Genomic DNA, 22,296 nt, shown 5'->3' on the forward strand with positions numbered 1-22,296 from the left:
CGCCAGTCACGGCTATTCTTAGCCTTGTGTGAGTTCACTCAACAAGGAGAAGTCGATGACCAACAATCCTCCCTCAAATCGCATAATGCCTGGCGAATACGGCTACCCCCTGAAACTTAAACCCCGCTACGACAACTTTATCGGTGGTGAATGGGTCCCTCCCGTCGAGGGCGAGTATTACCAGAACCTGACCCCGATCACCGGACAGCCGCTATGTGAAGTGGCCTCGTCCGGTAAGAAGGATATCGATCTGGCGCTGGATGCGGCGCACGCGGCCAAAACCGCCTGGGCGCAGACCTCGGTCCAGGATCGGGCGGCGGTGCTGCTGAAAATCGCCGACCGTATGGAGCAGAACCTTGAGCTGCTGGCGGCGGCAGAGACCTGGGACAATGGCAAACCTATCCGCGAAACCAGCGCCGCCGACGTGCCGCTGGCGATTGATCATTTCCGCTATTTTGCCTCCTGTATCCGCGCCCAGGAGGGGGGGATCAGCGAGGTAGACAACGATACCGTGGCTTATCATTTCCACGAGCCGCTTGGTGTCGTCGGGCAGATTATTCCGTGGAACTTCCCGCTGCTGATGGCCAGCTGGAAAATGGCGCCGGCGCTGGCGGCCGGTAACTGTATCGTCCTCAAGCCCGCCAGGCTGACGCCGCTCTCGGTCCTGCTGCTGATGGAAGTGGTGGGCGATCTACTCCCGCCCGGCGTGCTGAACGTGGTGAACGGTGCGGGCGGCGAGATTGGCGAATATCTGGCGACCTCAAAACGTATCGCCAAGGTGGCCTTTACCGGTTCTACCGAAGTGGGCCAGCAGATTATGCAGTACGCCACGCAAAATATTATTCCGGTGACCCTGGAGCTGGGGGGCAAATCGCCGAATATCTTCTTTGCCGACGTGATGGATGAAGAGGACGCCTTCTTTGATAAGGCTCTGGAAGGTTTTGCCCTCTTTGCGTTCAATCAGGGCGAGGTCTGTACCTGTCCTAGTCGGGCGCTGGTGCAGGAGTCTATCTACGAGCGCTTTATGGAACGGGCTATCCGCCGGGTGGAGAGCATTCGCAGCGGCAACCCGCTCGATGCCGCCACCCAGATGGGCGCGCAGGTCTCTCACGGCCAGCTGGAAACCATCCTCAACTATATCGATATCGGTAAAAAAGAGGGGGCCGATGTGCTGACCGGCGGGCGGCGTAAGGTGCTGGACGGCGATCTGAAAGAGGGCTACTACCTGGAGCCTACCATTCTGTTCGGCAAGAACTCCATGCGCGTGTTCCAGGAGGAGATCTTCGGCCCGGTGCTGGCGGTCACTACCTTTAAAACCATGGACGAGGCGCTGGAGCTGGCCAATGATACCCCCTACGGGCTTGGCGCGGGCGTCTGGAGCCGCAACGGCAGCCTGGCCTATAAAATGGGCCGCGGGATCCAGGCCGGGCGCGTCTGGACCAACTGCTATCACGCCTATCCGGCCCATGCGGCCTTTGGCGGCTATAAACAGTCGGGGATCGGCCGCGAGACCCACAAAATGATGCTGGAGCACTATCAGCAGACCAAATGCCTGCTGGTCAGCTACTCCGATAAGCCGCTGGGACTGTTCTGATCCCGGCGCGGGCCGCAGGGAGGCGGCCCGTATTACCCCGACAGACGACCAGATAGCCTTATGCATCTGACAAAACTGGCCGTTTTCCCGCGTCCGATCAAAGTACCCACCGTGGTTTTTCTGGCAGTCTGACGTTTTTAACACTCAAGGGAGAGGGTATGAACCGGTTTATCGTCGCGGATGCGCAAAAGTGCATTGGCTGCCGCACCTGCGAAGTGGCCTGCGTGGTATCCCATCAGGAACATCAGAGCTGCACTTCTCTCTCTGCTGCTGAATTTACGCCGCGCATACGGGTGGTGAAAGACAGCCACTTTTCGGTGCCCGTTGCCTGCCACCAGTGCGAAGATGCCCCCTGCGGCAATGCCTGCCCGGTCGGCGCGATCCGCCGTGAACAGGGGCATATCTTCGTTGAGCAGTCCCGCTGTATCGGCTGCAAAAGCTGTATGCTGGCCTGCCCGTTTGGGGCGATGCAGGTGGTCGTTCAGCAGGAGCGTGTCCAGGCGGTAAAATGCGATCTGTGCTGGCAGCGCGAGGCTGGCCCGGCCTGCGTTGAAGCCTGCCCGACCCAGGCCATAGAGTGTGTCGATCCCGTTCGTCTGCGGGCGGCACGCCTTCGCGCCACCCGCATCAGCGCCTGATTAGCGCAGATTGTTAAAGTTCCAGGAGACGGTCAGGCTATAGCGCCAGTCGCGACCGGCGCTGTCGATGGGTTTATCCCCGACCGGACGGGCGGCCTCTACGCTCAGACTATAGTGACGCGTGTCGCCAATGGTCACCCCCGCAGCAACCGAGGCGAGGCGCTGGTGACGAAGCCCCGGCCGGTTAAACCAGGTTTGCGCCGTGTCCGCCAGCACGTAAGGCTGAACGGTAGAAAGCCAGGTACTCTCTTTGCGCATATGCAGATAGCGCAGTTCGACCTGTCCTCCGTACCCATAATCTCCCGTGGCCTCACCATCCGAGTAGCCGCGGCCATAGCGCTGAGCGCCGTAGCTGACGCGCTCCGGTTCCGGCAGGTCGTTATCTGACCACATGCCGTCCAGGGAGCTGCCCAGCCGCCATTTCTCCCCAATCAGCCAACTGGCGTCGACGTTACCTTTCCACTGGGTGAAATTGATGTCGGTCCCGGCTGACGGGGCGACGTCTGCTCCCAGGGCATCCAGCCCCTGACGAACGGTCAGGCGGGAACTGATGCTGGCCTTATCGAAGGCGCGCAGGCCGTTAACGCTGAATTCCAGCGCCGGATAGCGGATATGCTGGTGCTGCTCGCCGGTACCGATCGTCTGGCCATTCAGGCGTTCACGAAAGGTGAAATCATCCCGTTTGTCGGTGTAATCCAGGCCGCCACTGACGCTGAGCTGTTTTTTCTGCATCAGGATAAGCGGGTAGCCGAAGCTGACGCCGCCGGTGTACTGGGTCGCTTTTTTACGGTAGTCGATCAGGCTGTTGTTCGCGCCGTAAATCAGCGGGGTAAAGTCTTTCTGATCGTCATTCAGAAAGCTGCCTTTTAGCTGCATCGTCAGGCCGTCATCGTTGAGATACTGCTGATAGTTCAGGCCGAAATAGGTCTTGCGGGTGTCGTTATCCAGCGGGATCAGGGTGGCGATCCCAAGCTGGTCGCCGTAGCTGGTCAGGTTGCTCAGCGTACCGTTGACCAGCGCCAGGTTCTGGCCTTTACGCACGTCGAGCGTGGAGGAGACATCCCAGATATGGGGCTGGGTGGCCTTCACCTTCATCACACCCGCGCCGTAAATATTTTTCGGCAGCAGGGCGTTGGCTTCGACTTTGCTGCCCGGCGTTCGGGCCATGAGCAGGCTATTGCGCTCAAAGGTTTCCTGACGCAGCGGTTTCTCGGCCATGATGTTTTGCGTTAACCGTTTCAGGCGGGCGGCGGTCGCGCTGTTGTCACTCTGAATATCGCTGTGTGCCACATAGCCTTCCACCAGCACAATGCGAATATTGCCGTCCTGAAAATTATCATCCGGCAGCCAGGCGTAGGAGAGCGGATAGCCATCGGCCTGATAACGGGCGGTGATCTCATTGACCAGGCCAATAATCGTTTTGAGCGGGACGGTTTTTTGTGCGTAGGGGCGAAACGGCTGCAGCAGCTCTTTTAGCGGGTAAACCGTGCCACCAATAAACTGAATATGTTTCACCGCAATCGGGGTTTCCGGCGTTAGCTGGATCTCCGGCCGGGTCACTTTAACCTGTGGCTGTGCGGCAGTATCTGCGGTGGGAGGCGTGACGCCACGGGCGGGCTGTGCCGGGTTATTTTGATCGATAAGCGCGGGGAGAATATCTGCGCGGGCAATGCTGAAAACCGCACTGCCTGCCATTAGCCAGAAAAGTGGTCGTTTCATCGCGTAATCCCTTATCTGTTACTACACGAAAGTTGCTGTGTTTAAAGTGCCCCCGGGCGGGGGCACATAAAGAAAAGAAGTGATGATTAATTATTAGGCGAAAGCAGGGATTTCAGCGAGCCGGTTAAGCCCGATACAGGATTATTTGCTGTCGGTGTCTCGACGGTCGCACTGGCGGTTGCGCTGCTGGCCGTCAGAGTGCTGGTGATAGAGAGCAGGCCGCCGGAGCTGGCATTTCCTGAACTGCTGGAAGTGGTCGCCGGTTGTACCAGGCCACCTACGGCAGTCACCGTGTTGCCAAGATTCTCAACCACGCCGCCAACGCCGCTCAGGCCCGAGTTTGAGCTGCTGATATTGCTGCCGACGCCGCTAACGGCAGTCCCGACCTGAGTGACCAGATTGTTCACCGGTGCGCCCAGCCCGGTCGCGGTGCCGACACCCTGAGTGACGTTCTGTACCGTACCGACCGTTGAGTTCAGGGCGGTGGTGACGTTGGTGGTCAGGCCGCTAACGGCATCACTCTGGACCACGCCGGTGAGTCCGGTTCCGGTGCCGCTGACCACGTCGCCTGCGGTATTGACCACGTTCCCGACCAGGCCGGTTACGCCGCCGAGCTGCGAGTTGCTGCCGGTTGAAGCCAGGCTGGTGCCTACGTCGGAAACCGTATTACCGAGTGAGGTTACCGAGCCGGTGACGCCCTCAAGAGTGGTCCCTACGCCGTTGGGGTTGCTGGTATTACCGATCCCGTTGGTGACGCCGCTACCCAGGGTATCGACCACATCGCCCACGCCGCTGACGGTGGTGGAAACCGTTGAGGTAATCGGGTTGCTGGTGCCGATTTGGCTGCCCAGTCCGTCAAGGACATCGCCGACGCTGGATACGGTTTCGCCGGTTTCACCGACGATAGTGCTGACGGAGTTGTTGGCGGTTGTGCCGCTACCGCCGCCGTCAGTACCGCCGTTTCCGCCGCCGTTACTACCACCGTTGCCGCCGCCGTTAGTACCGCCGTTGCCGCCGCCGTCAATACCGCCGTTGCCGCCGCCGTCGGTACCGCCATTGCCGCCACCGTCAGTACCACCATTGCCGCCGCCGATAGTTGAAGCTGTTCTGGATGCTGAGCCTGAGCCCCCACCGCTGCCGCTACAGGCTGAGAGGGAGAAGGCGAGAAGCACTGCCACCGCGATGACGCTAAAGTGGCTAACGTTATTAGAAGTCATAACAATACTCCACTGAATTAAACGCCGGACGGCGTACTAATTAGTGTAAGCAGGAATTTTAGAATTGCGCTTTTATTATTTCCCTTGGGTTATTGTGGTTTGGCTGAATAATCAAACCAGAAAATAGACTTAACGCAAATCAATTTTATATATTATAAAGATCAATGAGTTGAAAAAATAAATAGATGTTAGCCACGCTTAACAATCATATATTTAAATTAAGTTTCAGTTAACCCACTCTTTAAAATAAGACTTATCCTAATATTTAAGAGTGGCGATTTTTATTTCCCGAGGGAAATAACATAAATAAAACAGGAGGCTGTTGAGATGTTAAAAATAGAAAGGTGCGTCGAATCACAAAACAGAAAATAAGGCCTCCGTTACCGGAGGCCGACGGGATTATTGCCCCTCTTCGCGCCAGGCGCGCTCAACTTCTTCCGTCAGAATTTTGACGCCGGCTTCGATTTTTTCCGGGTCGGGAACGTAGTTCATACGCATACACTGATGGGTATGCGGCCAGGGTTTATCCAGTCCCGGGAAGAAGTAGTCGCCCGGCACCATCAGCACGCCGCGTTTTTTCAGGCGCTGATAGAGCAGTTCGGTGCTAATCGGCAGATCTTTAAACCACAGCCACAGGAAAATGGCCCCTTCCGGCTTGTGGATCAGGCAGCGCTCTGGTGACAGATAGCGGCGGATCACGGCGATAGTTTCCTGCACGCGCTGGTAGTAGAAGGGCTTAATCACCGTTTCCGACAGGCGCAGCAGATCGTTACGCTTGATCATCTCCAGCATCATGGCCGGACCGATACCGCCGGGCGCAAGGCTGATAATGCCGTTCATATTGGTGATGGCGGTGATGATTTTTTCATTGGCAATAATGATCCCGCAGCGGCTACCCGGCAGGCCCAGCTTCGACAGGCTCATGCACAGAACGATATTCGGGTTCCACAGCGGACGAGCTTCGCTAAAGATAATGCCGGGGAAAGGCACGCCGTAGGCGTTATCAATCACCAGTGGGATATTGTGCTGGTGCGCCAGCGCGTCCAGCTTAATCAGCTCTTCGTCGGTGATCACGTTGCCCGTCGGGTTGGTCGGGCGGGAGACGCAAATCATCCCCGTCTCTTCTCCGATATGCAGGTGTTCAAAATCGACGTGATACTTAAACTGACCTTCCGGAAGCAGTTCAATATTCGGCCTTGCAGAGACAAAGAGTTCCTCTTCCAGGCCCGAATCGGCGTAGCCGATATACTCCGGGGCCAGTGGGAACAGCACCTTACGCGTGCTGCCATCTGCCCGACGGCCTGCAAACAGGTTAAACAAGTAGAAAAATGCGCTCTGACTGCCATTTGTCAGCGCAATATTCTGTGGTTCGATATCCCAACCTAATTTTTCCCGCAGCATGGCCGCGAGGGCGGCGAGTAGCTCGCTCTTACCCTGAGGACCGTCATAATTGCACAGAGCATCAGTGGCTTTGCCGCTGGTGAGCATATCGGCCAGCAGCTGCTGGAAGTAATCGTTCATCTCAGGGATTTGAGCCGGATTTCCGCCGCCGAGCATAATCGCGCCGGGGGTGCGCAGGCCGTCGTTGAGATCCTCCATCAGGCGCGTAATGCCTGAATGGCGGGTAAATTTGTCGCCGAAAAGTGAAAATGTCATAGCAGGTGATCTATCGGGCTTATTGTAAAAGTGGCTAACGATAACGCTACGGATAGCGGGGTGCAAATGCATCTCTTCAGGCTTGATCGTTACTTTGTGCTGAGTAATGTTTTGTTAGTGGTGAAAAATACTGAAATTTGTCTTTGGTTTGAGCGCGCCGCCACAACCCTGCCGTGGGTGGAATTGCCGTTAATATCGCGAGAGGGCAGGGCGGTATAGATGGTGTAAAATTGTTTATTATGTGACCACCTCCACAGCCTCAAACGCTGCCGGATGACAGGGTTTAGGAATTGGACTATTCCATGGGGGTGCTTTGAGCGGCTATTTTTGCTACAATACGCGATTCCGTTATCGAATTTTTGTTAAGAACAAGGGGTTGGGATAATTAAATCCGACCAGGAGACCTGATGATATCGATTCCCATACGACGATATGGGGCTGCGATACTCATGTTACTCACCATGATATTTTCGGGTGGGGTGCTGGCAAAGACACATGCAGCAACAACGAGTGAAAAAGCCCATATAATCAAGGCCAGTAGTAAAAAGCAGGCAAGCAGTAAACAAGAGTATTCTCGCAATAGTGCAAAGAGCAGTTCACTTCCTGATTTGCGAAAATACCCTTCCGGAACAGCAAGAAAGAAAGCGTTTCTCCGGACAGTGATGCCTTTTATTACCAGCCAGAACGCGGAGATTACCGCAGAGCGCAACTGGTTGATATCCAAACGATATCAGAACAAGTGGGCGCCCTCCGAGCGTACGCGTTTAAAAGAGATCGCTAAACGTTACAAGGTTAGCTGGTCCGGCAATACGCGCCATATTCCGTGGAATACGCTGATGGAGCGCGTGGACATTATCCCGACCAGCATGGTGGCGACGATGGCCGCAGCGGAAAGCGGCTGGGGCACGTCCAAACTGGCGCGTCTTAACAACAACCTTTTCGGTATGAAATGCGCGAAAGGGAGCTGCACTAACGCAGCGGGTAAAGTGAAAGGCTACTCCAGCTTTGATTCGGTCAAGGAGTCGGTTAACGCCTATGTGGTGAATCTTAACACCCATCCGGCCTACGCCTCTTTCCGTAAGTCCCGTAATCAGCTGCGTCAGGCTGACCAGGAAGTGACCGCCAGCGCGATGATCCACAAGCTGGAAGGCTACTCAACCAAAGGTCAGAGCTATAACAATTACCTGTTCGCCATGTATCAGGATAATCAGCGGCTGATCGCCTCCCATATGTAATTCCCCAAACGCCTTCCAGCCGGAAGGCGTTTTTCATTGTTACATCAGCGCTTCACTGTGACGGTCGCGATAATCCCGCGGCGTGCTGTCGTACTCTTTTTTAAACACCGAGTAGAAATACTGCAGCGACGGGTAGCCGCACATCTGCGATACCTCATTGATCGGTAAAGAGGTGGAGACCAGCAGGCTGCGGGCTTTTTTCAGTTTCTCCATATGGATCACCGCGTGAATGGTTTCTCCCACCTCCTCTTTAAAGCGTTTCTCCAGATTCGAGCGCGAAATACCTACCGCATCCAGCACCTGATCCACCTTGATGCCCTTGCAGGCTTGATTGCGGATGTAGTGCATCGCCTGAATTACCGCCGGGTCGTTAAGGGAGCGATAATCGGTGGAGCGTCGTTCCACTACGCGCAGGGGCGGGACCAGTAAACGCTGAAGCGGCAGGGTTTCGTTATCCAGCAGACGGTGCAGCAGTTTCGCCGCCTGATAGCCCATCTGGCGTGCGCCCTGGGCCACGGAAGAGAGCCCGACGCGTGACAGATAGCGGGTCAGCTCTTCGTTATCGATCCCAATCACGCACAGCTTTTCCGGCACCGGAATATGCAGATGTTCGCAGACCTGCAGCAGGTGCCGGGCGCGGGCGTCGGTAACGGCGATAATCCCGGTTTGCGGTGGGAGGGTTTGCAGCCAGTCGGCGAGACGGTTCTGCGCGTGCTGCCAGTGCTCCGGCGCGGTTTCCAGCCCCTGGTACACCACGCCGCGATACTTCTCCCGTGCGACCAGACGACAGAACGCGTTTTCGCGCTCCGCTGCCCAACGCTTGCCGCTGGCGGGCGGCAGACCGTAGAAAGCAAAGCGGTGGACGCCTTTCTCTTTCAGGTGCATAAAGGCGCTTTCCACCAGTGCGTCGTTGTCGGTGGCGATATAGTGCACCGGGGGATAGTGTTCCGGCTGGTGATAAGAGCCACCGACGCCGACGATGGGCACGCTGACGTCGGCCAGGTGATGGATGATGCGGTCATCGTCATAGTCGGCAATCACCCCGTCGCCGAGCCACTCTTTAATATTCTCGATGCGGGCGCGAAAATCCTCTTCGATAAAAATATCCCACTCCGACTGGGAGGCCTGCAAATATTCGCCGACCCCTTCGACGACCTGACGGTCATAGGCTTTGTTGGCGTTAAATAACAGCGTGATACGGTGGCGTCTGGTCATCATAGGGTCATCCCGGAAGGACGGATTATCAGGCCCGTCGTTTGGTTGCAGAATCCATCCATACGGCCAGCAGCAAAATGGCTCCTTTGACGATATATTGCCAGAAGGTGGGGACATCCATCATGCTCATTCCGTTGTCGAGGGAAGCCATAATAAACGCGCCCATCACCGCTCCGGCCACGCTGCCGACGCCGCCCGCAAGGCTGGTTCCGCCGATCACGCAGGCGGCGATGGCATCCAGCTCCGCGATATTCCCCGCCGAGGGTGAACCGGCGCCGAGCCGGGCGCTGAGGATCAGCCCGGCAATGGCCACCATCAGACCATTAATGGCGAAGACGGCCATTTTGGTGCGCTCGACGTTGATCCCGGAGAGCCTTGCGGCGTCGATATTGCCGCCAATGGCGTAAATCCGCCGGCCAAAAGCCGTCCGCGTCGCCATAAACATGCCTGCCAGCAGCAGCAGGGTTAACAGCAGGACCGGCGTCGGTACGCCGCGATAGTCATTGAGCAGCCAGATAGCGCCGAGAATAATCACCGCCGTCAGAGCCTGACGCCCGACGGTGCTGACCGCCGCAGGCGTTTCCAGCCCCAGCGCCTGACGGCGCTGACGTCCTCGCCACTGCCAGGCCACAAATCCCACCAGGCCCAGCGCGCCCAGCAGGAAGCCGGTAGAGTCGGAGAGATAGCTCTGGCCGATTTGCGACATGCCCGGGCTGGTCGGCGAGACGGTGGTCCCGTTGGTGATGCCGATCAGCACGCCGCGAAAGGCCAGCATCCCCGCGAGGGTGACGATAAACGACGGGACTTTGCGGTAGGCCACCCACCAGCCGTTCCACGCGCCCAGCAGCAGGCCAAGGGCCAGCGTAACGATAATGGTCAGGGGCAGCGGCCAGCCCAGCCAGACATCAAAAATCGCCGCCGCGCCGCCCAGCAGGCCCATCATCGAGCCCACGGAGAGATCGATTTCCGCCGAGATAATCACAAACACCATGCCGACGGCCAGGATCCCGGTAATGGCGGTTTGCCGTAGAAGGTTAGAGACGTTGCGGGCGCTAAGCCAGGCGCCGTCCGTGCTCCAGGTAAAGAACAGGGCGATCGCCAGAATCGCAGCGAGCATCACAAATACCTGAAAATTAATCGCCTTTAGTCCCTGAAAAGCGCGGGCGGGTGTGGCGGCCAGATTACTCTTCGACATACTGTTCACTCCTCAGCGCGGCTTCCATCACCTGCTCCTGGGTCAGGCGATCGTTAACCAGATTGGCTTTCAGTTTCCCTTCATGCATCACCAGTACCCGGTCGCACAGGCCGAGTACTTCCGGCAGCTCCGACGAGATGACGATGACGGCAATGCCCTGCTGCACCAGCAGGTTAATCAGCTTGTAGATCTCATACTTGGCACCGATATCAATTCCGCGGGTGGGTTCATCAAGGATCAGAATCCGCGGGTTCAGCAGCAGGCAGCGGGCGAGGATCGCCTTCTGCTGATTGCCGCCGCTTAACCGACCAATCGCCAGGTCGGGAGACGAGGTTTTCACTTTTAAGCGGGTAATTGAGTCAAGAATACAGCGACGCTCGGTGGCCTCTTTCAGGCTACTGAACGGGCCGCAAAACTGCTCCAGCGCGGCCAGGGTGATGTTCTGTCCGACCGCCATCACCGGCACAATGCCGTCCTTTTTACGGTCTTCCGGCACCATGGCGATGCCCTGAGCGATAGCCTGCTGGCAGTTGCGGATAGTGACCGGCTGTCCGTCGATAGCGATGGCGCCTTCCTGGCGTCCGGGCCAGACGCCGAACAGGCACTGCATCACCTCCGTTCGTCCGGCTCCGACCAGCCCGGCAACGCCGAGGATTTCTCCGCGTCGGAGGCTGAATGAGACGTCATTGACCCGCTTAATATGGCGATTCACCGGATGCCAGGCCGTAAGGTGGTCCACGCGCAGGATCTCATCGCCTGGCGTATGCGGTTCGCTGGGGTAGAGGGCCGTCAGCTCCCGGCCGACCATCATGGTGATAATGTCGTCTTCGCTCATTCCGGCGGCGTCGCGGGTGCCGATATGCTGTCCGTCGCGGATCACGCAGATGGTGTCCGAAATGGCCTTCACTTCATTCAGCTTGTGGGAGATATAAATACAGGCGATGCCGTGGTGCTGCAGGTCGCGGATAATCGCCAGCAGCACGGCGGTTTCCTGCTCCGTCAGCGAGGCGGTAGGTTCATCGAGGATCAGCAGCCGTACCTGCTTGTTGAGGGCTTTTGCGATCTCCACCAGCTGGCGCTGGCCGAGGCCAAGATCGCCCACGCGGACGTGGGGAGAAATCGCCAGGCTAACCTGGGCCAGCAATTTTTCGCAGCGTAGGGTCATGACGTCATAGTCGAGGAGGCCGTGGCGGGTCATCTCCGCGCCGAGAAAAATATTCTCCAGCACGGTCAGCTCCTTCACCAGCGCCAGCTCCTGGTGAATAATCGCGATGCCTTTACGCTCCGTATCACGGATATGGCTGGCCATAAGCGGCTCACTGGCGAAGAGGATCTCTCCCTCGTAGCTTCCGTGCGGGTAGATGCCGCACAGCACCTTCATCAGCGTCGATTTACCCGAGCCGTTTTCCCCGCACAGGGAGACGATTTCGCCCGCGTTCAGCCGCAGGCTGACGTTGTCGACCGCCTTTACCGCGCCAAAGGCTTTGGTGATGTTTTTCATTTCAAGTAAATAAGGCATAACGGCTCCTGCTGGGTAACAAAACATGCCCGCGCCTTCGTATAAACCAGGGCGCGGGGCAGGGTTACAGCTGGTTCTTCTGATGGAAGCCGTCTTTGATCACCGTCTCATCGATATTGTCTTTATTGACTTCGATGGGCGTCAGCAGGCGGGACGGAACATCTTTCAGACCGTTATTCAGGGTGGTATCCGCTTTCGGCTGCTGTCCGTTCCCCAGCTCAACGGCGATCTCCGCCGCCGTATTTGCCAGTTGGGTAATGGGCTTATAGACGGTCATGGTCTGGCTGCCGTTAATAATGCGTTTGATCCCGGCGAGATCCGCATCCTGGCCGGAAATAGCCACTTTCCCCGACAGCCCCTGCGCGCTGAGGGCCTGGATAGCGCCTCCGGCGGTGGCGTCGTTAGACGCGACGACGGCATCGATTTTGTTATTGTTGGCGGTGAGCGCGTTTTCCATAATTTTCAGCGCGTTGTCCGGCAGCCAGCCGTCCACCCACTGATCGCCGACGATTTTAATTTTTCCGCTATCGACATAGGGTTTCAGCACGTTCATCTGCCCGGCGCGGAACAGCTTGGCATTGTTATCGACCGGCGAACCGCCCATCAGGAAGTAGTTACCCTGGGGCACTTTTTCGACCAGGCTACGGGCCTGCAGTTCGCCGACTTTTTCGTTATCGAAGGAGATATAAAAATCGATATCGGCATTATTAATCATACGGTCATAGGCGAGGACTTTTATCCCTTCCTGTTTCGCCTCTTTAATCACATTACTCAGTACCTGGCCGTTATAGGGAATAATCACCAGAACATCCACGCCGCGATTGATCATATTTTCAATTTGCGACATCTGGGTTTCTTCATTGCCGTTGGCGGATTGCACAAATACTTTGGCGCCTAATGACTCGGCCTTGCTGACGAAAATATCCCGGTCTTTCTGCCAGCGCTCAAGGCGCAGGTCATCGATAGCCATACCAATTTTTACTTCTTTGGCATAGCCTGCGGTACTGGCAAGCAGCGCTGCGGCGCAGAGCGTAAGGCAAAGGTTCTTTATCATCATAATAGTCTTACCTTTTATGTGGGTAGGGTTGAGATAAAAGAAGCAAATTCTGTACTGGACGCAGCTGATTTTTAACGGGGAAATGCCGACTGGCAATTACAGATTTTTATCTTGAGCTTACGATATTTGGTTTATTTCTTAAACTTTGACGGCGATCGGCTTTTAAATTCAGTAAGTATTTAATTCGTCAGGTGTCGAACCTGGTTTTTTATTTTGCGAGCTGGCGCACGTTTGTGGATTCTCTTAATCCCGGTGTGAAATAACGTAATTGAGCAAGTTGAAATGAATATCCAGTATTACGCCATGAGCACTTTCCTGTCATTTCACCTGGCGATGGAGTTTATTTATGCAAGCGTATTTCGATCAACTTGAGCGCGTCCGTTATGAAGGCCCGAATACCACCAACCCGCTGGCGTTTCGCCACTACAACCCGGACGAGAAGGTGCTGGGCAAGCGTATGGAGGATCATCTTCGCTTTGCCGCCTGCTACTGGCATACCTTCTGCTGGGGCGGGGCGGATATGTTTGGCGTCGGGGCCTTCGACCGCCCCTGGCAGCAGCCCGGCGATGCTCTGGCGCTGGCAAAACAAAAAGCCGACGTGGCCTTTGAGTTTTTCCATAAGCTGAACGTTCCCTATTACTGCTTCCACGATGTGGACGTGGCTCCGGAAGGCGACTCCCTGAAAAGCTGGCTGGATAACGTCGCGCGCATGGTTGATGTGCTGGAAGAGAAGCAGAAACAGAGCGGCGTGAAGCTGCTGTGGGGCACCGCCAACTGCTTTACCCACCCGCGCTACGGAGCCGGTGCGGCCACCAGCCCTGACCCGGAAATCTTTAGCTGGGCGGCAACCCAGGTGGCAACGGCCATGAACGCCACTCACCGACTCGGCGGGGAGAACTACGTCCTGTGGGGCGGTCGCGAAGGGTATGAAACCCTGCTGAATACCGATCTTCGTCAGGAGCGGGAGCAGATCGGCCGCTTTATGCAGATGGTGGTCGAACATAAGCATAAAATCGGCTTCCGTGGCACGCTATTGATTGAACCCAAACCGCAGGAGCCGACTAAACACCAGTATGATTATGATGTGGCGACGGTGTATGGCTTCCTGAAACAGTTTGGTCTGGAAAAAGAGATTAAGCTCAATATCGAAGCCAACCACGCGACGCTGGCAGGCCACTCGTTCCACCATGAGATTGCCTCGGCGATTGCGCTGGGCGTATTTGGTTCGGTGGATGCTAACCGTGGCGACCCGCAGCTGGGCTGGGATACGGACCAGTTCCCCAACAGCGTGGAAGAGAACGCCCTGGTGATGTATGAGATCATTAAGGCGGGCGGATTTACCACCGGCGGGCTGAATTTCGATGCCAAAGTGCGTCGTCAGAGCACCGATAAATACGATCTCTTCTATGGCCATATCGGGGCGATGGATACCATGGCTCTGGCGCTGAAAGTGGCGGCGCGGATGATTGAGGATGGCGAACTGGATCGGCGCGTTGCCAGACGCTATGCGGGCTGGAACGGCGAACTGGGGCAGCAAATCCTTAAAGGGGAGCTGTCTCTGGCCGAGGTGGCGGCTTACGCGCAGCAGCACAATCTGGCACCGCAGCATCAGAGCGGCCATCAGGAGCAGCTGGAAAACCTGGTGAATCACTATCTGTTCGACAGATAAGCAGCCTGCGCCGCCCTTTGGGCGGCGCATAACAAGGAGCGGTGACAATGTATATCGGGATCGATCTCGGTACCTCCGGCGTAAAAGCCATTCTGCTGAACGAGCAGGGCGAGGTGGTGGCGGCAAATACCCAGCCTCTTAGCGTGTCCCGCCCGCATCCGCTCTGGTCGGAACAGGATCCTGAGCAGTGGTGGCAGGCAACGGATCGGGCCATAAAAGCCCTGGGCGACGCGCACTCTCTGCGTGAGGTGAAAGCGATAGGGCTGGCCGGGCAGATGCACGGCGCGACGCTGCTGGACAGCCAGCGGCGGGTGTTGCGTCCGGCGATCTTATGGAACGATGGCCGCAGCGGGGAAGAGTGCAGCCTGCTGGAGGCGCGGGAGCCGCGTTCCCGCGCCATTACCGGCAACCTGATGATGCCCGGCTTTACCGCGCCAAAACTGGCCTGGGTCCAGCGCCACGAGGTGGAAATCTTTCGTCAGATCGATAAGGTCCTGCTGCCGAAGGACTACCTACGCCTGCGGATGACCGGGGAGCTGGCCAGCGATATGTCCGATGCGGCGGGTACGCTGTGGATGGACGTGGCGAAGCGCGACTGGAGCGACGCCATGCTGGAAGCCTGCCAGCTGACGCGGGCGCAGATGCCCGCGCTGTTTGAAGGCTGCGAGATAACCGGTACCCTGCGGCCTGAGGTGGCACAGGCCTGGAATATCCCTGCGGTTCCGGTCGTAGCCGGCGGTGGAGATAACGCCGCGGGGGCGGTCGGCATCGGCATGGCGGACGCGGGGGATGCGATGCTTTCGCTGGGCACCTCCGGGGTCTATTTCGCGGTCAGCGATGGTTTTCTCAGCCGCCCGGAAAGCGCGGTACACAGCTTCTGCCACGCGCTGCCGGAACGCTGGCATCTGATGTCGGTGATGCTCAGCGCCGCCTCCTGCCTTGACTGGGCGGTGAAGCTGACCGGCCTCGGCACGGTCCCTGCGCTGCTGGCGGCGGCGGAAAGTGCCGACGATAACGCTCAGCCGCTGTGGTTCCTGCCCTATCTCTCCGGAGAACGCACCCCGCATAATAACCCGCAGGCGACGGGCGTCTTCTTTGGCCTCACCCATCAACACGGCCCGGCAGAGCTGGCGCGTGCGGTACTGGAAGGGGTAGGTTATGCCCTGGCCGACGGAATGGACGTGGTGCACGACTGCGGCGTGCGGCCCGAGAGCGTGACGCTGATTGGCGGTGGCGCACGTAGCCCGTACTGGCGGCAGATGCTGGCGGATATCAGCGGGATGCCGCTGGACTACCGGCGCGGCGGCGACGTTGGCCCGGCGTTAGGGGCCGCCCGGCTGGCGCAGATTGCGCTGAACCCGACGCAGCCTCTGGCGGCGGTCTTGCCGTCGCTGCCGCTTGAGCAGGCCCATCGTCCGGAGACTGCGCGGTTCGAAAGGTATGCTGAACGCCGGGTCCGGTTCCGGGAGATTTATCAGCAGCTCAGGCCGCTGATGTCCTGACAGTCGACCTGCTCCGCGCTGCGGAGCAGGTAAGGAAATAATATTTATATATTGTATGGGTTGGCTAAATTATATTTTTGACAGTTATTAATATGGCGCAGGCACCTTTATTTCGTTGTTGTTTATTTATTATAGCTGTTTCATAATGCCTCACTTATTTTATTGAGGATATCGTGTTATGGATAACAGAACAGCCACATTTTCACCGGCTTTTAATATTATTTCATGGGTGGCATTAATCGGGGGTATTACGGTATACCTGATCGGTTTATGGAATGCTGAGATGCAACTCAATGAAAAAGGCTACTATTTTGCGGTGCTGATATTAGGACTTTTCTCCGCGGCATCGTATCAGAAGACCGTCCGGGATAAATATGACGGTATCCCGACCACCTCGCTTTATTATATGACGTGCTTTATTGCGTTTGTCATTTCGATTGCGTTACTGGTTGTCGGTTTGTGGAATGCCACGCTATTACTGAGCGAAAAAGGGTTCTACGGTCTGGCATTCTTTTTAAGCCTGTTCGGTGCCGTTGCCGTCCAGAAAAACGTGCGCGACCGCTGGGATGGTTCAGCGAGTGAGCCCTTTTTCAAGACGGATGATGCTCCCGAGTAACGGTGATGATCTCAGGCCCGGCCTTTGGTCGGGCCTGAGTGTCCTCAACTGACGAACCGTCGGGTATCGATTCGCTGCACCAGCATCGACAGCAGCAAACTGACCGCCAGCGTCGCGCAGAAAATCCACGCCATATCGAGCACGGGCCAGCTTTTAAGCTCCACGCCGCGCGTGCGCAGCGCGTGGATAATTAGCGCGTGAAAACCGTAAATGCCCAGCGAGTGGCGGGAAATCAGGCCCAGCCCGGGCAGGGCGCGCTGGTTCAGGGTATTTTTCACCAGCGTCAGCAGCGACGCGGCGCAGATAAACACCATCGGTCCGCAGTAGAGATACCAGGTGTCGGCGAAGTTGCCGCGCCAGGTCAGCTCGTGCAGCGTGCCGCGCGAGATAATAAACACCGCGACGACAAAGAGCGCGGCGCACAGCAGCGTCAGCGGTTTTTTGTCCGTCTCCATCGAGCCAATTGCCCGACCCAGCAGGCCGTAGATCACGTAGTAAAACGTGTCTCCGTTGATATAAAGATTGACCGGCAGCCATTCGACGCCGCTCGCCTTCAGCGCCACCGTATTCGGGTTGGCGACGATCCCGATGACCAGCATCAGCGCCAGCAGCATTTTCCCGCTAACGGTTTTAACCTGGATAAGCGGTGAAAGCAGGTAGATCACGAAAATGGCGAAGAAAAACCACAGGTGATAGAACACCGGTTTCTGCAGCAGGTTTTTCAGGGACAGCGCCGGGTCAATAGAGGTGAAAAAAGTAATGTAGGCCAGCGACAGGATGCTGTAGAACAGCAGGCAGGCGGCGATACGCAGGAAGTGGCGGGGCTGCGCGCTGCGCTCGCCGAAAAACAGATAGCCTGAAATCATAAAGAAGAGCGGGACGCTGACGCGGGATGCCGAGTTAAGCACGTTGGCAATATCCCAGTTCAGCGGGCTGACGGCTGCGGCATTGGTGATATACCAGGTGGTGGTATGGATCATCACCACCATTAAGCAGGCTATCCCTCGCAGATTCTCAATCCAGTAAATTTTTGACGCCATCAGTTCCTCTGTTTGTTGCCCGTGATACTCCAGCCTTTGACAGTCCGGGGGTGGCGCTGTCTGGCTGGATAATTCTGAGTTTTTCGCCCGCTGCTTGCGCTCTTTTTTGCAGATTCCCAGAATGCCCGACTACGCTGTATCTAAAAGTATTTCTTATTAAAAATAACAGCCCGTGAGAAAGGTGGCAGAGAAAAAATGATAATCAAGTATTTCCCGCCGCTGATGCTCGTGATAGCGCTGGTCGGCTGCACGGCAGCCCCGCCGGAACAGCGGGCGCAAAAAGCGCAGGTCAGCGTTTCCCGCACGCTGGATATGGAGCAGCTGTGCCGGATCGAGGCGGCCCGTCGCTACAACACCGGACCGGAAAAACTCACCGTGACCGGCCTTGAGCAGTATCAGGCCAGCTATGAGATGCGCGGCTATACCTCACGGAAAGAGGGCTTTGTCTGTGCGTTTGATCCTGAGGGGCAGTTTTCGCATCTTTCGATGCGCTAGCCGCTGCAGTTGCGGATGAAATGGCCCTTTTTCGGTAAACAAACCGCATTGATACTGTATATCTCGCAGCCAGCGGGTATACTGACCCCTTCCTTTAAATCCACACGTATCCAGCACGAAATACTATGCAAAAGTTTGATACTAAGACCTTCCAGGGCCTGATCCTGACGTTACAGGATTACTGGGCTCGTCAGGGCTGCACCATTGTTCAACCACTGGACATGGAAGTGGGCGCCGGTACCTCACATCCGATGACCAGCCTGCGTGCGTTGGGGCCGGAACCGATGGCGACCGCGTATGTCCAGCCATCCCGTCGCCCGACCGATGGCCGCTATGGCGAGAACCCGAACCGTTTGCAGCACTACTATCAGTTCCAGGTAGTGATTAAACCTTCCCCGGACAATATCCAGGAGCTGTATCTCGGTTCTCTGAAAGAGCTGGGGCTGGATCCGACCATTCACGATATTCGCTTCGTCGAAGACAACTGGGAAAACCCAACCCTGGGTGCCTGGGGTCTGGGCTGGGAAGTGTGGCTGAACGGGATGGAAGTGACCCAGTTCACTTACTTCCAGCAGGTTGGCGGTCTTGAGTGCAAACCGATTACCGGCGAGATCACCTACGGCCTGGAACGTCTGGCGATGTATATCCAGGGCGTCGACAGCGTCTACGATCTGGTCTGGAGCGACGGTCCGCTGGGTAAAACCACCTACGGCGACGTGTTCCATCAGAACGAAGTGGAGCAGTCCACCTACAACTTTGAATACGCCGACGTGGACTTCCTGTTCACCTGCTTCGAGCAGTATGAGAAAGAAGCCCAGCATCTGCTGGCGCTGGAGACTCCGCTGCCGCTGCCGGCCTATGAACGTATTCTGAAAGCCGCCCATAGCTTCAACCTGCTGGATGCGCGTAAAGCCATCTCCGTCACCGAACGTCAGCGCTATATCCTGCGCATTCGTACCCTGACCAAAGCGGTAGCTGAAGCCTATTACGCTTCCCGTGAAGCCCTCGGCTTCCCGATGTGCAACAGAAACAAATAAGAGGCGGCCATGTCTGAGAAAACTTTCCTGGTGGAAATCGGCACTGAAGAGCTGCCGCCGAAAGCCCTGCGCAGCCTGGCCGAGTCCTTTGCTGCCAACCTGACCGCAGAGCTGGACAATGCCGGCCTCGCGCACGGTGACGTTAAATGGTTTGCCGCGCCGCGTCGTCTGGCGCTGAAAGTGGCCAACCTTGCGGCATCCCAGGCGGATCGCGAAGTCGAAAAACGTGGTCCGGCGATCGCCCAGGCGTTTGACGCCGAAGGCAACCCGAGCAAAGCGGCGGAAGGCTGGGCGCGTGGCTGCGGTATCACCGTAGACCAGGCCGAGCGTCTGACCACCGACAAAGGCGAGTGGCTGCTTTATCGTGCCCACCTCAAAGGTGAAAGCGCGGAAACCCTGCTCCCGGAAATGATCGCCACCTCGCTCGCGAAGCTGCCGATCCCGAAACTGATGCGCTGGGGCGCGAGCGATGTACAGTTTGTGCGTCCGGTTCACACCGTGACCCTGTTGCTGGGTGAAAAACTGATCCCGGCAACCATCCTGGGTATCGCTTCCGATCGCGTGATCCGCGGCCACCGCTTTATGGGCGAGCCGGAGTTCACCATCGACAATGCCGATCAGTACCCGCAAATCCTGCAGGAACGCGGCAAAGTCATCGCCGACTACGATGCGCGTAAAGCGACCATCAAGGCCGATGCCGAAGCGGCGGCCCGCAAAATTGGCGGCAATGCCGATCTGAGCGAAAGCCTGCTGGAAGAAGTCACCTCCCTGGTCGAATGGCCGGTGGTGCTGACCGCGACCTTCGAAGAGAAATTCCTCGCCGTTCCGGCGGAAGCGCTGGTCTACACCATGAAGGGTGACCAGAAGTACTTCCCTGTCTACGCCGCCGACGGCAAGCTGCTGCCGAACTTTATCTTTGTTGCCAACATCGATTCAAAAGATCCGCAGCAGATTATCTCCGGTAACGAGAAGGTCGTGCGCCCGCGTCTGGCGGATGCCGAGTTCTTCTTCAACACCGACCGTAAAAAGCGTCTGGAAGACCATCTTCCGCGCCTGCAGACCGTCCTGTTCCAGCAGCAGCTGGGTACCCTGCGCGACAAGACCGACCGTATCGCGGCGCTGTCCGGCTGGATTGCTCCGCAGATTGGTGCGGACGTTGAGCATGCGAAACGTGCGGGCCTGCTGTCCAAGTGCGACCTGATGACCAATATGGTCTTCGAGTTCACCGACACCCAGGGCGTGATGGGTATGCACTACGCGCGCCATGACGGCGAAGCGGAAGACGTGGCTGTGGCCCTGAACGAGCAGTATCAGCCGCGCTTTGCCGGTGACGACCTGCCGTCCAACCCGGTTGCCTGTGCGGTCGCGATTGCGGATAAGATGGACACCCTGGCGGGTATCTTTGGTATCGGCCAGCATCCGAAAGGCGATAAAGACCCGTTTGCGCTGCGTCGTGCTGCGCTGGGCGTGCTGCGTATTATCGTTGAGAAGAACCTCTCTCTGGATCTGCAGACCCTGACCGAAGAAGCCGTGCGTTTGTATGGCGACAAGCTGACCAACGCGAAGGTGGTCGACGACGTTATCGACTTTATGCTCGGCCGCTTCCGCGCCTGGTATCAGGACGAAGGCTACACCGTTGACACCATTCAGGCGGTGCTGGCACGTCGTCCGACCAAACCGGCAGACTTCGATGCGCGTATGAAGGCGGTTTCCCACTTCCGTACGCTGGATGAAGCGGCAGCGCTGGCGGCAGCCAACAAGCGCGTGTCTAACATCCTCGCTAAGTCTGATGAGACCCTTAACGACCATGTTCACGCTTCGGTGCTGAAAGAGTCGGCGGAGATCAAGCTGGCCACTAACCTGGTCGTGCTGCGCGATAAGCTGGAACCGCTGTTTGCTGCCGGTCGCTATCAGGAAGCGCTGATCGAGCTGGCGCAGCTGCGCGAGCCGGTGGATGCGTTCTTCGATACGGTGATGGTTAATGCGGAAGACAAAGACGTGCGTCTCAACCGCCTGACGTTGCTGACGAAGCTGCGTGAGCTGTTCCTGCAGGTAGCGGATATTTCGCTGCTGCAGTAATGTAACTGCTGTGAACAAGCCCGCCGTTCGGCGGGTTTTTTTTTAACTTTTTTAAGGGATTAAAATGAAAAAAGTCCTTCTTTCGTTGTTGCCGCTCTGCCTGAGCCTGCCGGTGCTGGCGGCGGATGCCCTGCCGCAGGCGGTCGCGAGTCAGTACCAGGCGCTGGGCGGCCAGGAAAACCCGACCTGGCAAAAGGCGGATAATCCCGGGTTTATCTATACGGCCTGCCTGAATCAGCAGACCGATGCACAGCAGCGTATCGTGGTGATGTGCGGAGATGGGGATGAGAACCATAACAGCGGCGTCGATACCGGTTTCTTTGATATCTGGTATCTGGAGAACGACCGCGTGACGGCTGAGAAGATCATCGAAGGTGGCGGGCGTTACGGCAGCTCCGGCAGCGCCAGCGCGGCGAAAATCGGTTCCCGCTGGGGCGTGGTGCTGGAAACCGGCTACGCACTACAGGGCTTTGTGCAGACGTTTTATTCCTTCTATGTGCCGAAGGAGCGGGACGTTGTAGCGAATCTGCAGGATGTTGAAAAACTCGCTCATCTGCCGGTGTACTCCAGCAATGCGGGATATTGTGACCCGAGCGTCGTCGAGGGCTGCAAGCTGGATGAGCTGGTTAGCACCGTCGCTTTTGCTGACAACGAGACGGAGCCGTATCCGGATATGATTATTCATGCAACCGGTATGCTGGAAGGCAAAAAAATCGATAAAAGCTTTACCCAGGCATTCGATCGTAAAACCGGCGAGTACCCGATCCCGAAAGAGATTGATATCGGTTATTGAGGCAGTCGATGCCCTTGCTG

Annotated in this window: 18 protein-coding genes; 10 read left to right on the forward strand and 8 right to left on the reverse strand. The window is 57.0% G+C overall.

Going from position 1 to position 22,296, the window contains the following annotated elements; all coding sequences use genetic code 11:
- The first annotated feature begins 55 nt into the window (after positions 1-55).
- Positions 56-1,594 carry an aldehyde dehydrogenase family protein gene (locus tag EDF81_RS18970; protein ID WP_123349723.1) on the forward strand — a complete coding sequence of 513 codons (1,539 nt, stop codon included), beginning with the start codon at positions 56-58 and terminating at the stop codon, positions 1,592-1,594.
- A gap of 158 nt (positions 1,595-1,752) precedes the next feature.
- Positions 1,753-2,232, forward strand: coding sequence for a 4Fe-4S dicluster domain-containing protein (locus EDF81_RS18975; protein WP_123349724.1), 480 nt, complete (start codon positions 1,753-1,755; stop codon positions 2,230-2,232).
- On the opposite strand, the gene EDF81_RS18980 is transcribed toward EDF81_RS18975, so the two are convergent.
- From EDF81_RS18980 to avtA, 3 genes are all read right to left on the reverse strand, one after another.
- Positions 2,233-3,951, reverse strand: coding sequence for a ShlB/FhaC/HecB family hemolysin secretion/activation protein (locus EDF81_RS18980; protein WP_123349725.1), 1,719 nt, complete (start codon positions 3,949-3,951; stop codon positions 2,233-2,235).
- Between the two features lie 86 nt (positions 3,952-4,037).
- Positions 4,038-5,168: a collagen-like triple helix repeat-containing protein gene (locus EDF81_RS18985; RefSeq protein ID WP_123349726.1), complete on the reverse strand. Its 1,131-nt coding sequence runs from the start codon at positions 5,166-5,168 to the stop codon at positions 4,038-4,040.
- Between the two features lie 399 nt (positions 5,169-5,567).
- Positions 5,568-6,824, reverse strand: a complete 1,257-nt coding sequence (gene avtA / locus EDF81_RS18990) for a valine--pyruvate transaminase (RefSeq protein WP_404851503.1) — start codon at positions 6,822-6,824, stop codon at positions 5,568-5,570.
- 407 nt (positions 6,825-7,231) lie between these two features.
- Between avtA and EDF81_RS18995 the strand changes: the two genes are divergently transcribed.
- Entirely contained in the window at positions 7,232-8,059 is an 828-nt protein-coding gene (locus tag EDF81_RS18995) for a protein bax (protein WP_123349727.1), read from the forward strand.
- 39 nt (positions 8,060-8,098) lie between these two features.
- Here the strand turns inward: EDF81_RS18995 and xylR are convergent, their stop codons facing one another.
- The 4 genes from xylR to xylF all read right to left on the reverse strand — a co-directional run bounded on the left by xylR (position 8,099) and on the right by xylF (position 13,045).
- Positions 8,099-9,277, reverse strand: coding sequence for a D-xylose utilization transcriptional activator XylR (gene xylR / locus EDF81_RS19000; protein WP_123349728.1), 1,179 nt, complete (start codon positions 9,275-9,277; stop codon positions 8,099-8,101).
- Between the two features lie 25 nt (positions 9,278-9,302).
- Positions 9,303-10,469 carry a xylose ABC transporter permease XylH gene (xylH, locus tag EDF81_RS19005; RefSeq protein ID WP_123349729.1) on the reverse strand — a complete coding sequence of 389 codons (1,167 nt, stop codon included), beginning with the start codon at positions 10,467-10,469 and terminating at the stop codon, positions 9,303-9,305.
- Entirely contained in the window at positions 10,456-11,988 is a 1,533-nt protein-coding gene (locus EDF81_RS19010; RefSeq protein WP_123349730.1) for a xylose ABC transporter ATP-binding protein, read from the reverse strand. The genes xylH and EDF81_RS19010 overlap by 14 nt, the downstream gene beginning before the upstream one ends.
- Before the next feature lie 64 nt (positions 11,989-12,052).
- Entirely contained in the window at positions 12,053-13,045 is a 993-nt protein-coding gene (gene xylF, locus EDF81_RS19015; RefSeq protein ID WP_123349731.1) for a D-xylose ABC transporter substrate-binding protein, read from the reverse strand.
- 346 nt (positions 13,046-13,391) lie between these two features.
- On the opposite strand from xylF, the gene xylA reads away from it, so the two are divergent.
- From xylA to yiaA, 3 genes are all read left to right on the forward strand, one after another.
- Positions 13,392-14,714: a xylose isomerase gene (gene xylA / locus EDF81_RS19020; RefSeq protein WP_123349732.1), complete on the forward strand. Its 1,323-nt coding sequence runs from the start codon at positions 13,392-13,394 to the stop codon at positions 14,712-14,714.
- A 47-nt stretch (positions 14,715-14,761) separates the two neighbouring features.
- Complete coding sequence (gene xylB / locus EDF81_RS19025) at positions 14,762-16,216, forward strand: xylulokinase (RefSeq protein ID WP_123349733.1); 1,455 nt, start codon at positions 14,762-14,764, stop codon at positions 16,214-16,216.
- Between the two features lie 178 nt (positions 16,217-16,394).
- Positions 16,395-16,832: an inner membrane protein YiaA gene (yiaA, locus tag EDF81_RS19030; RefSeq protein WP_123349734.1), complete on the forward strand. Its 438-nt coding sequence runs from the start codon at positions 16,395-16,397 to the stop codon at positions 16,830-16,832.
- A gap of 44 nt (positions 16,833-16,876) precedes the next feature.
- Here the strand turns inward: yiaA and EDF81_RS19035 are convergent, their stop codons facing one another.
- Positions 16,877-17,872, reverse strand: a complete 996-nt coding sequence (locus tag EDF81_RS19035) for an acyltransferase (protein ID WP_123349735.1) — start codon at positions 17,870-17,872, stop codon at positions 16,877-16,879.
- Positions 17,873-18,067: 195 nt separating this feature from the next.
- Here EDF81_RS19035 and EDF81_RS19040 point away from each other — a divergent pair, with 195 nt between their 5' ends.
- The 4 genes from EDF81_RS19040 to EDF81_RS19060 all read left to right on the forward strand — a co-directional run bounded on the left by EDF81_RS19040 (position 18,068) and on the right by EDF81_RS19060 (position 22,276).
- Positions 18,068-18,367 carry a YsaB family lipoprotein gene (locus EDF81_RS19040; protein WP_123349736.1) on the forward strand — a complete coding sequence of 100 codons (300 nt, stop codon included), beginning with the start codon at positions 18,068-18,070 and terminating at the stop codon, positions 18,365-18,367.
- Between the two features lie 125 nt (positions 18,368-18,492).
- Positions 18,493-19,404: a glycine--tRNA ligase subunit alpha gene (gene glyQ, locus EDF81_RS19050; RefSeq protein WP_123349738.1), complete on the forward strand. Its 912-nt coding sequence runs from the start codon at positions 18,493-18,495 to the stop codon at positions 19,402-19,404.
- Positions 19,405-19,413: 9 nt separating this feature from the next.
- The gene (glyS, locus tag EDF81_RS19055; RefSeq protein ID WP_123349739.1) at positions 19,414-21,483 is read left to right on the forward strand and encodes a glycine--tRNA ligase subunit beta; all 2,070 of its coding nucleotides are present in this window, start codon (positions 19,414-19,416) and stop codon (positions 21,481-21,483) included.
- Between the two features lie 64 nt (positions 21,484-21,547).
- Positions 21,548-22,276: a hypothetical protein gene (locus EDF81_RS19060; protein ID WP_123349740.1), complete on the forward strand. Its 729-nt coding sequence runs from the start codon at positions 21,548-21,550 to the stop codon at positions 22,274-22,276.
- The last annotated feature ends 20 nt before the right edge of the window (positions 22,277-22,296 follow it).

This window comes from Enterobacter sp. BIGb0383 (genome assembly GCF_003751845.1).
In the GTDB taxonomy this organism is placed as follows: domain Bacteria; phylum Pseudomonadota; class Gammaproteobacteria; order Enterobacterales; family Enterobacteriaceae; genus BIGb0383.

Excerpts from the sequence above, each read along its gene's own strand:
- xylH (WP_123349729.1), bottom strand. The coding sequence starts at position 10,469 with ATGTCGAAGAGTAATCTGGCCGCCACACCCGCCCGCGCTTTTCAGGGA.
- EDF81_RS19035 (WP_123349735.1), bottom strand. The coding sequence starts at position 17,872 with ATGGCGTCAAAAATTTACTGGATTGAGAATCTGCGAGGGATAGCCTGC.
- yiaA (WP_123349734.1), top strand. The coding sequence starts at position 16,395 with ATGGATAACAGAACAGCCACATTTTCACCGGCTTTTAATATTATTTCA.
- xylF (WP_123349731.1), bottom strand. The coding sequence starts at position 13,045 with ATGATGATAAAGAACCTTTGCCTTACGCTCTGCGCCGCAGCGCTGCTT.
- glyQ (WP_123349738.1), top strand. The coding sequence starts at position 18,493 with ATGCAAAAGTTTGATACTAAGACCTTCCAGGGCCTGATCCTGACGTTA.
- EDF81_RS19060 (WP_123349740.1), top strand. The coding sequence starts at position 21,548 with ATGAAAAAAGTCCTTCTTTCGTTGTTGCCGCTCTGCCTGAGCCTGCCG.
- avtA (WP_404851503.1), bottom strand. The coding sequence starts at position 6,824 with ATGACATTTTCACTTTTCGGCGACAAATTTACCCGCCATTCAGGCATT.
- EDF81_RS19040 (WP_123349736.1), top strand. The coding sequence starts at position 18,068 with ATGATAATCAAGTATTTCCCGCCGCTGATGCTCGTGATAGCGCTGGTC.
- EDF81_RS18980 (WP_123349725.1), bottom strand. The coding sequence starts at position 3,951 with ATGAAACGACCACTTTTCTGGCTAATGGCAGGCAGTGCGGTTTTCAGC.
- xylA (WP_123349732.1), top strand. The coding sequence starts at position 13,392 with ATGCAAGCGTATTTCGATCAACTTGAGCGCGTCCGTTATGAAGGCCCG.
- xylB (WP_123349733.1), top strand. The coding sequence starts at position 14,762 with ATGTATATCGGGATCGATCTCGGTACCTCCGGCGTAAAAGCCATTCTG.
- EDF81_RS18970 (WP_123349723.1), top strand. The coding sequence starts at position 56 with ATGACCAACAATCCTCCCTCAAATCGCATAATGCCTGGCGAATACGGC.
- EDF81_RS19010 (WP_123349730.1), bottom strand. The coding sequence starts at position 11,988 with ATGCCTTATTTACTTGAAATGAAAAACATCACCAAAGCCTTTGGCGCG.
- EDF81_RS18995 (WP_123349727.1), top strand. The coding sequence starts at position 7,232 with ATGATATCGATTCCCATACGACGATATGGGGCTGCGATACTCATGTTA.
- EDF81_RS18975 (WP_123349724.1), top strand. The coding sequence starts at position 1,753 with ATGAACCGGTTTATCGTCGCGGATGCGCAAAAGTGCATTGGCTGCCGC.
- glyS (WP_123349739.1), top strand. The coding sequence starts at position 19,414 with ATGTCTGAGAAAACTTTCCTGGTGGAAATCGGCACTGAAGAGCTGCCG.
- EDF81_RS18985 (WP_123349726.1), bottom strand. The coding sequence starts at position 5,168 with ATGACTTCTAATAACGTTAGCCACTTTAGCGTCATCGCGGTGGCAGTG.
- xylR (WP_123349728.1), bottom strand. The coding sequence starts at position 9,277 with ATGATGACCAGACGCCACCGTATCACGCTGTTATTTAACGCCAACAAA.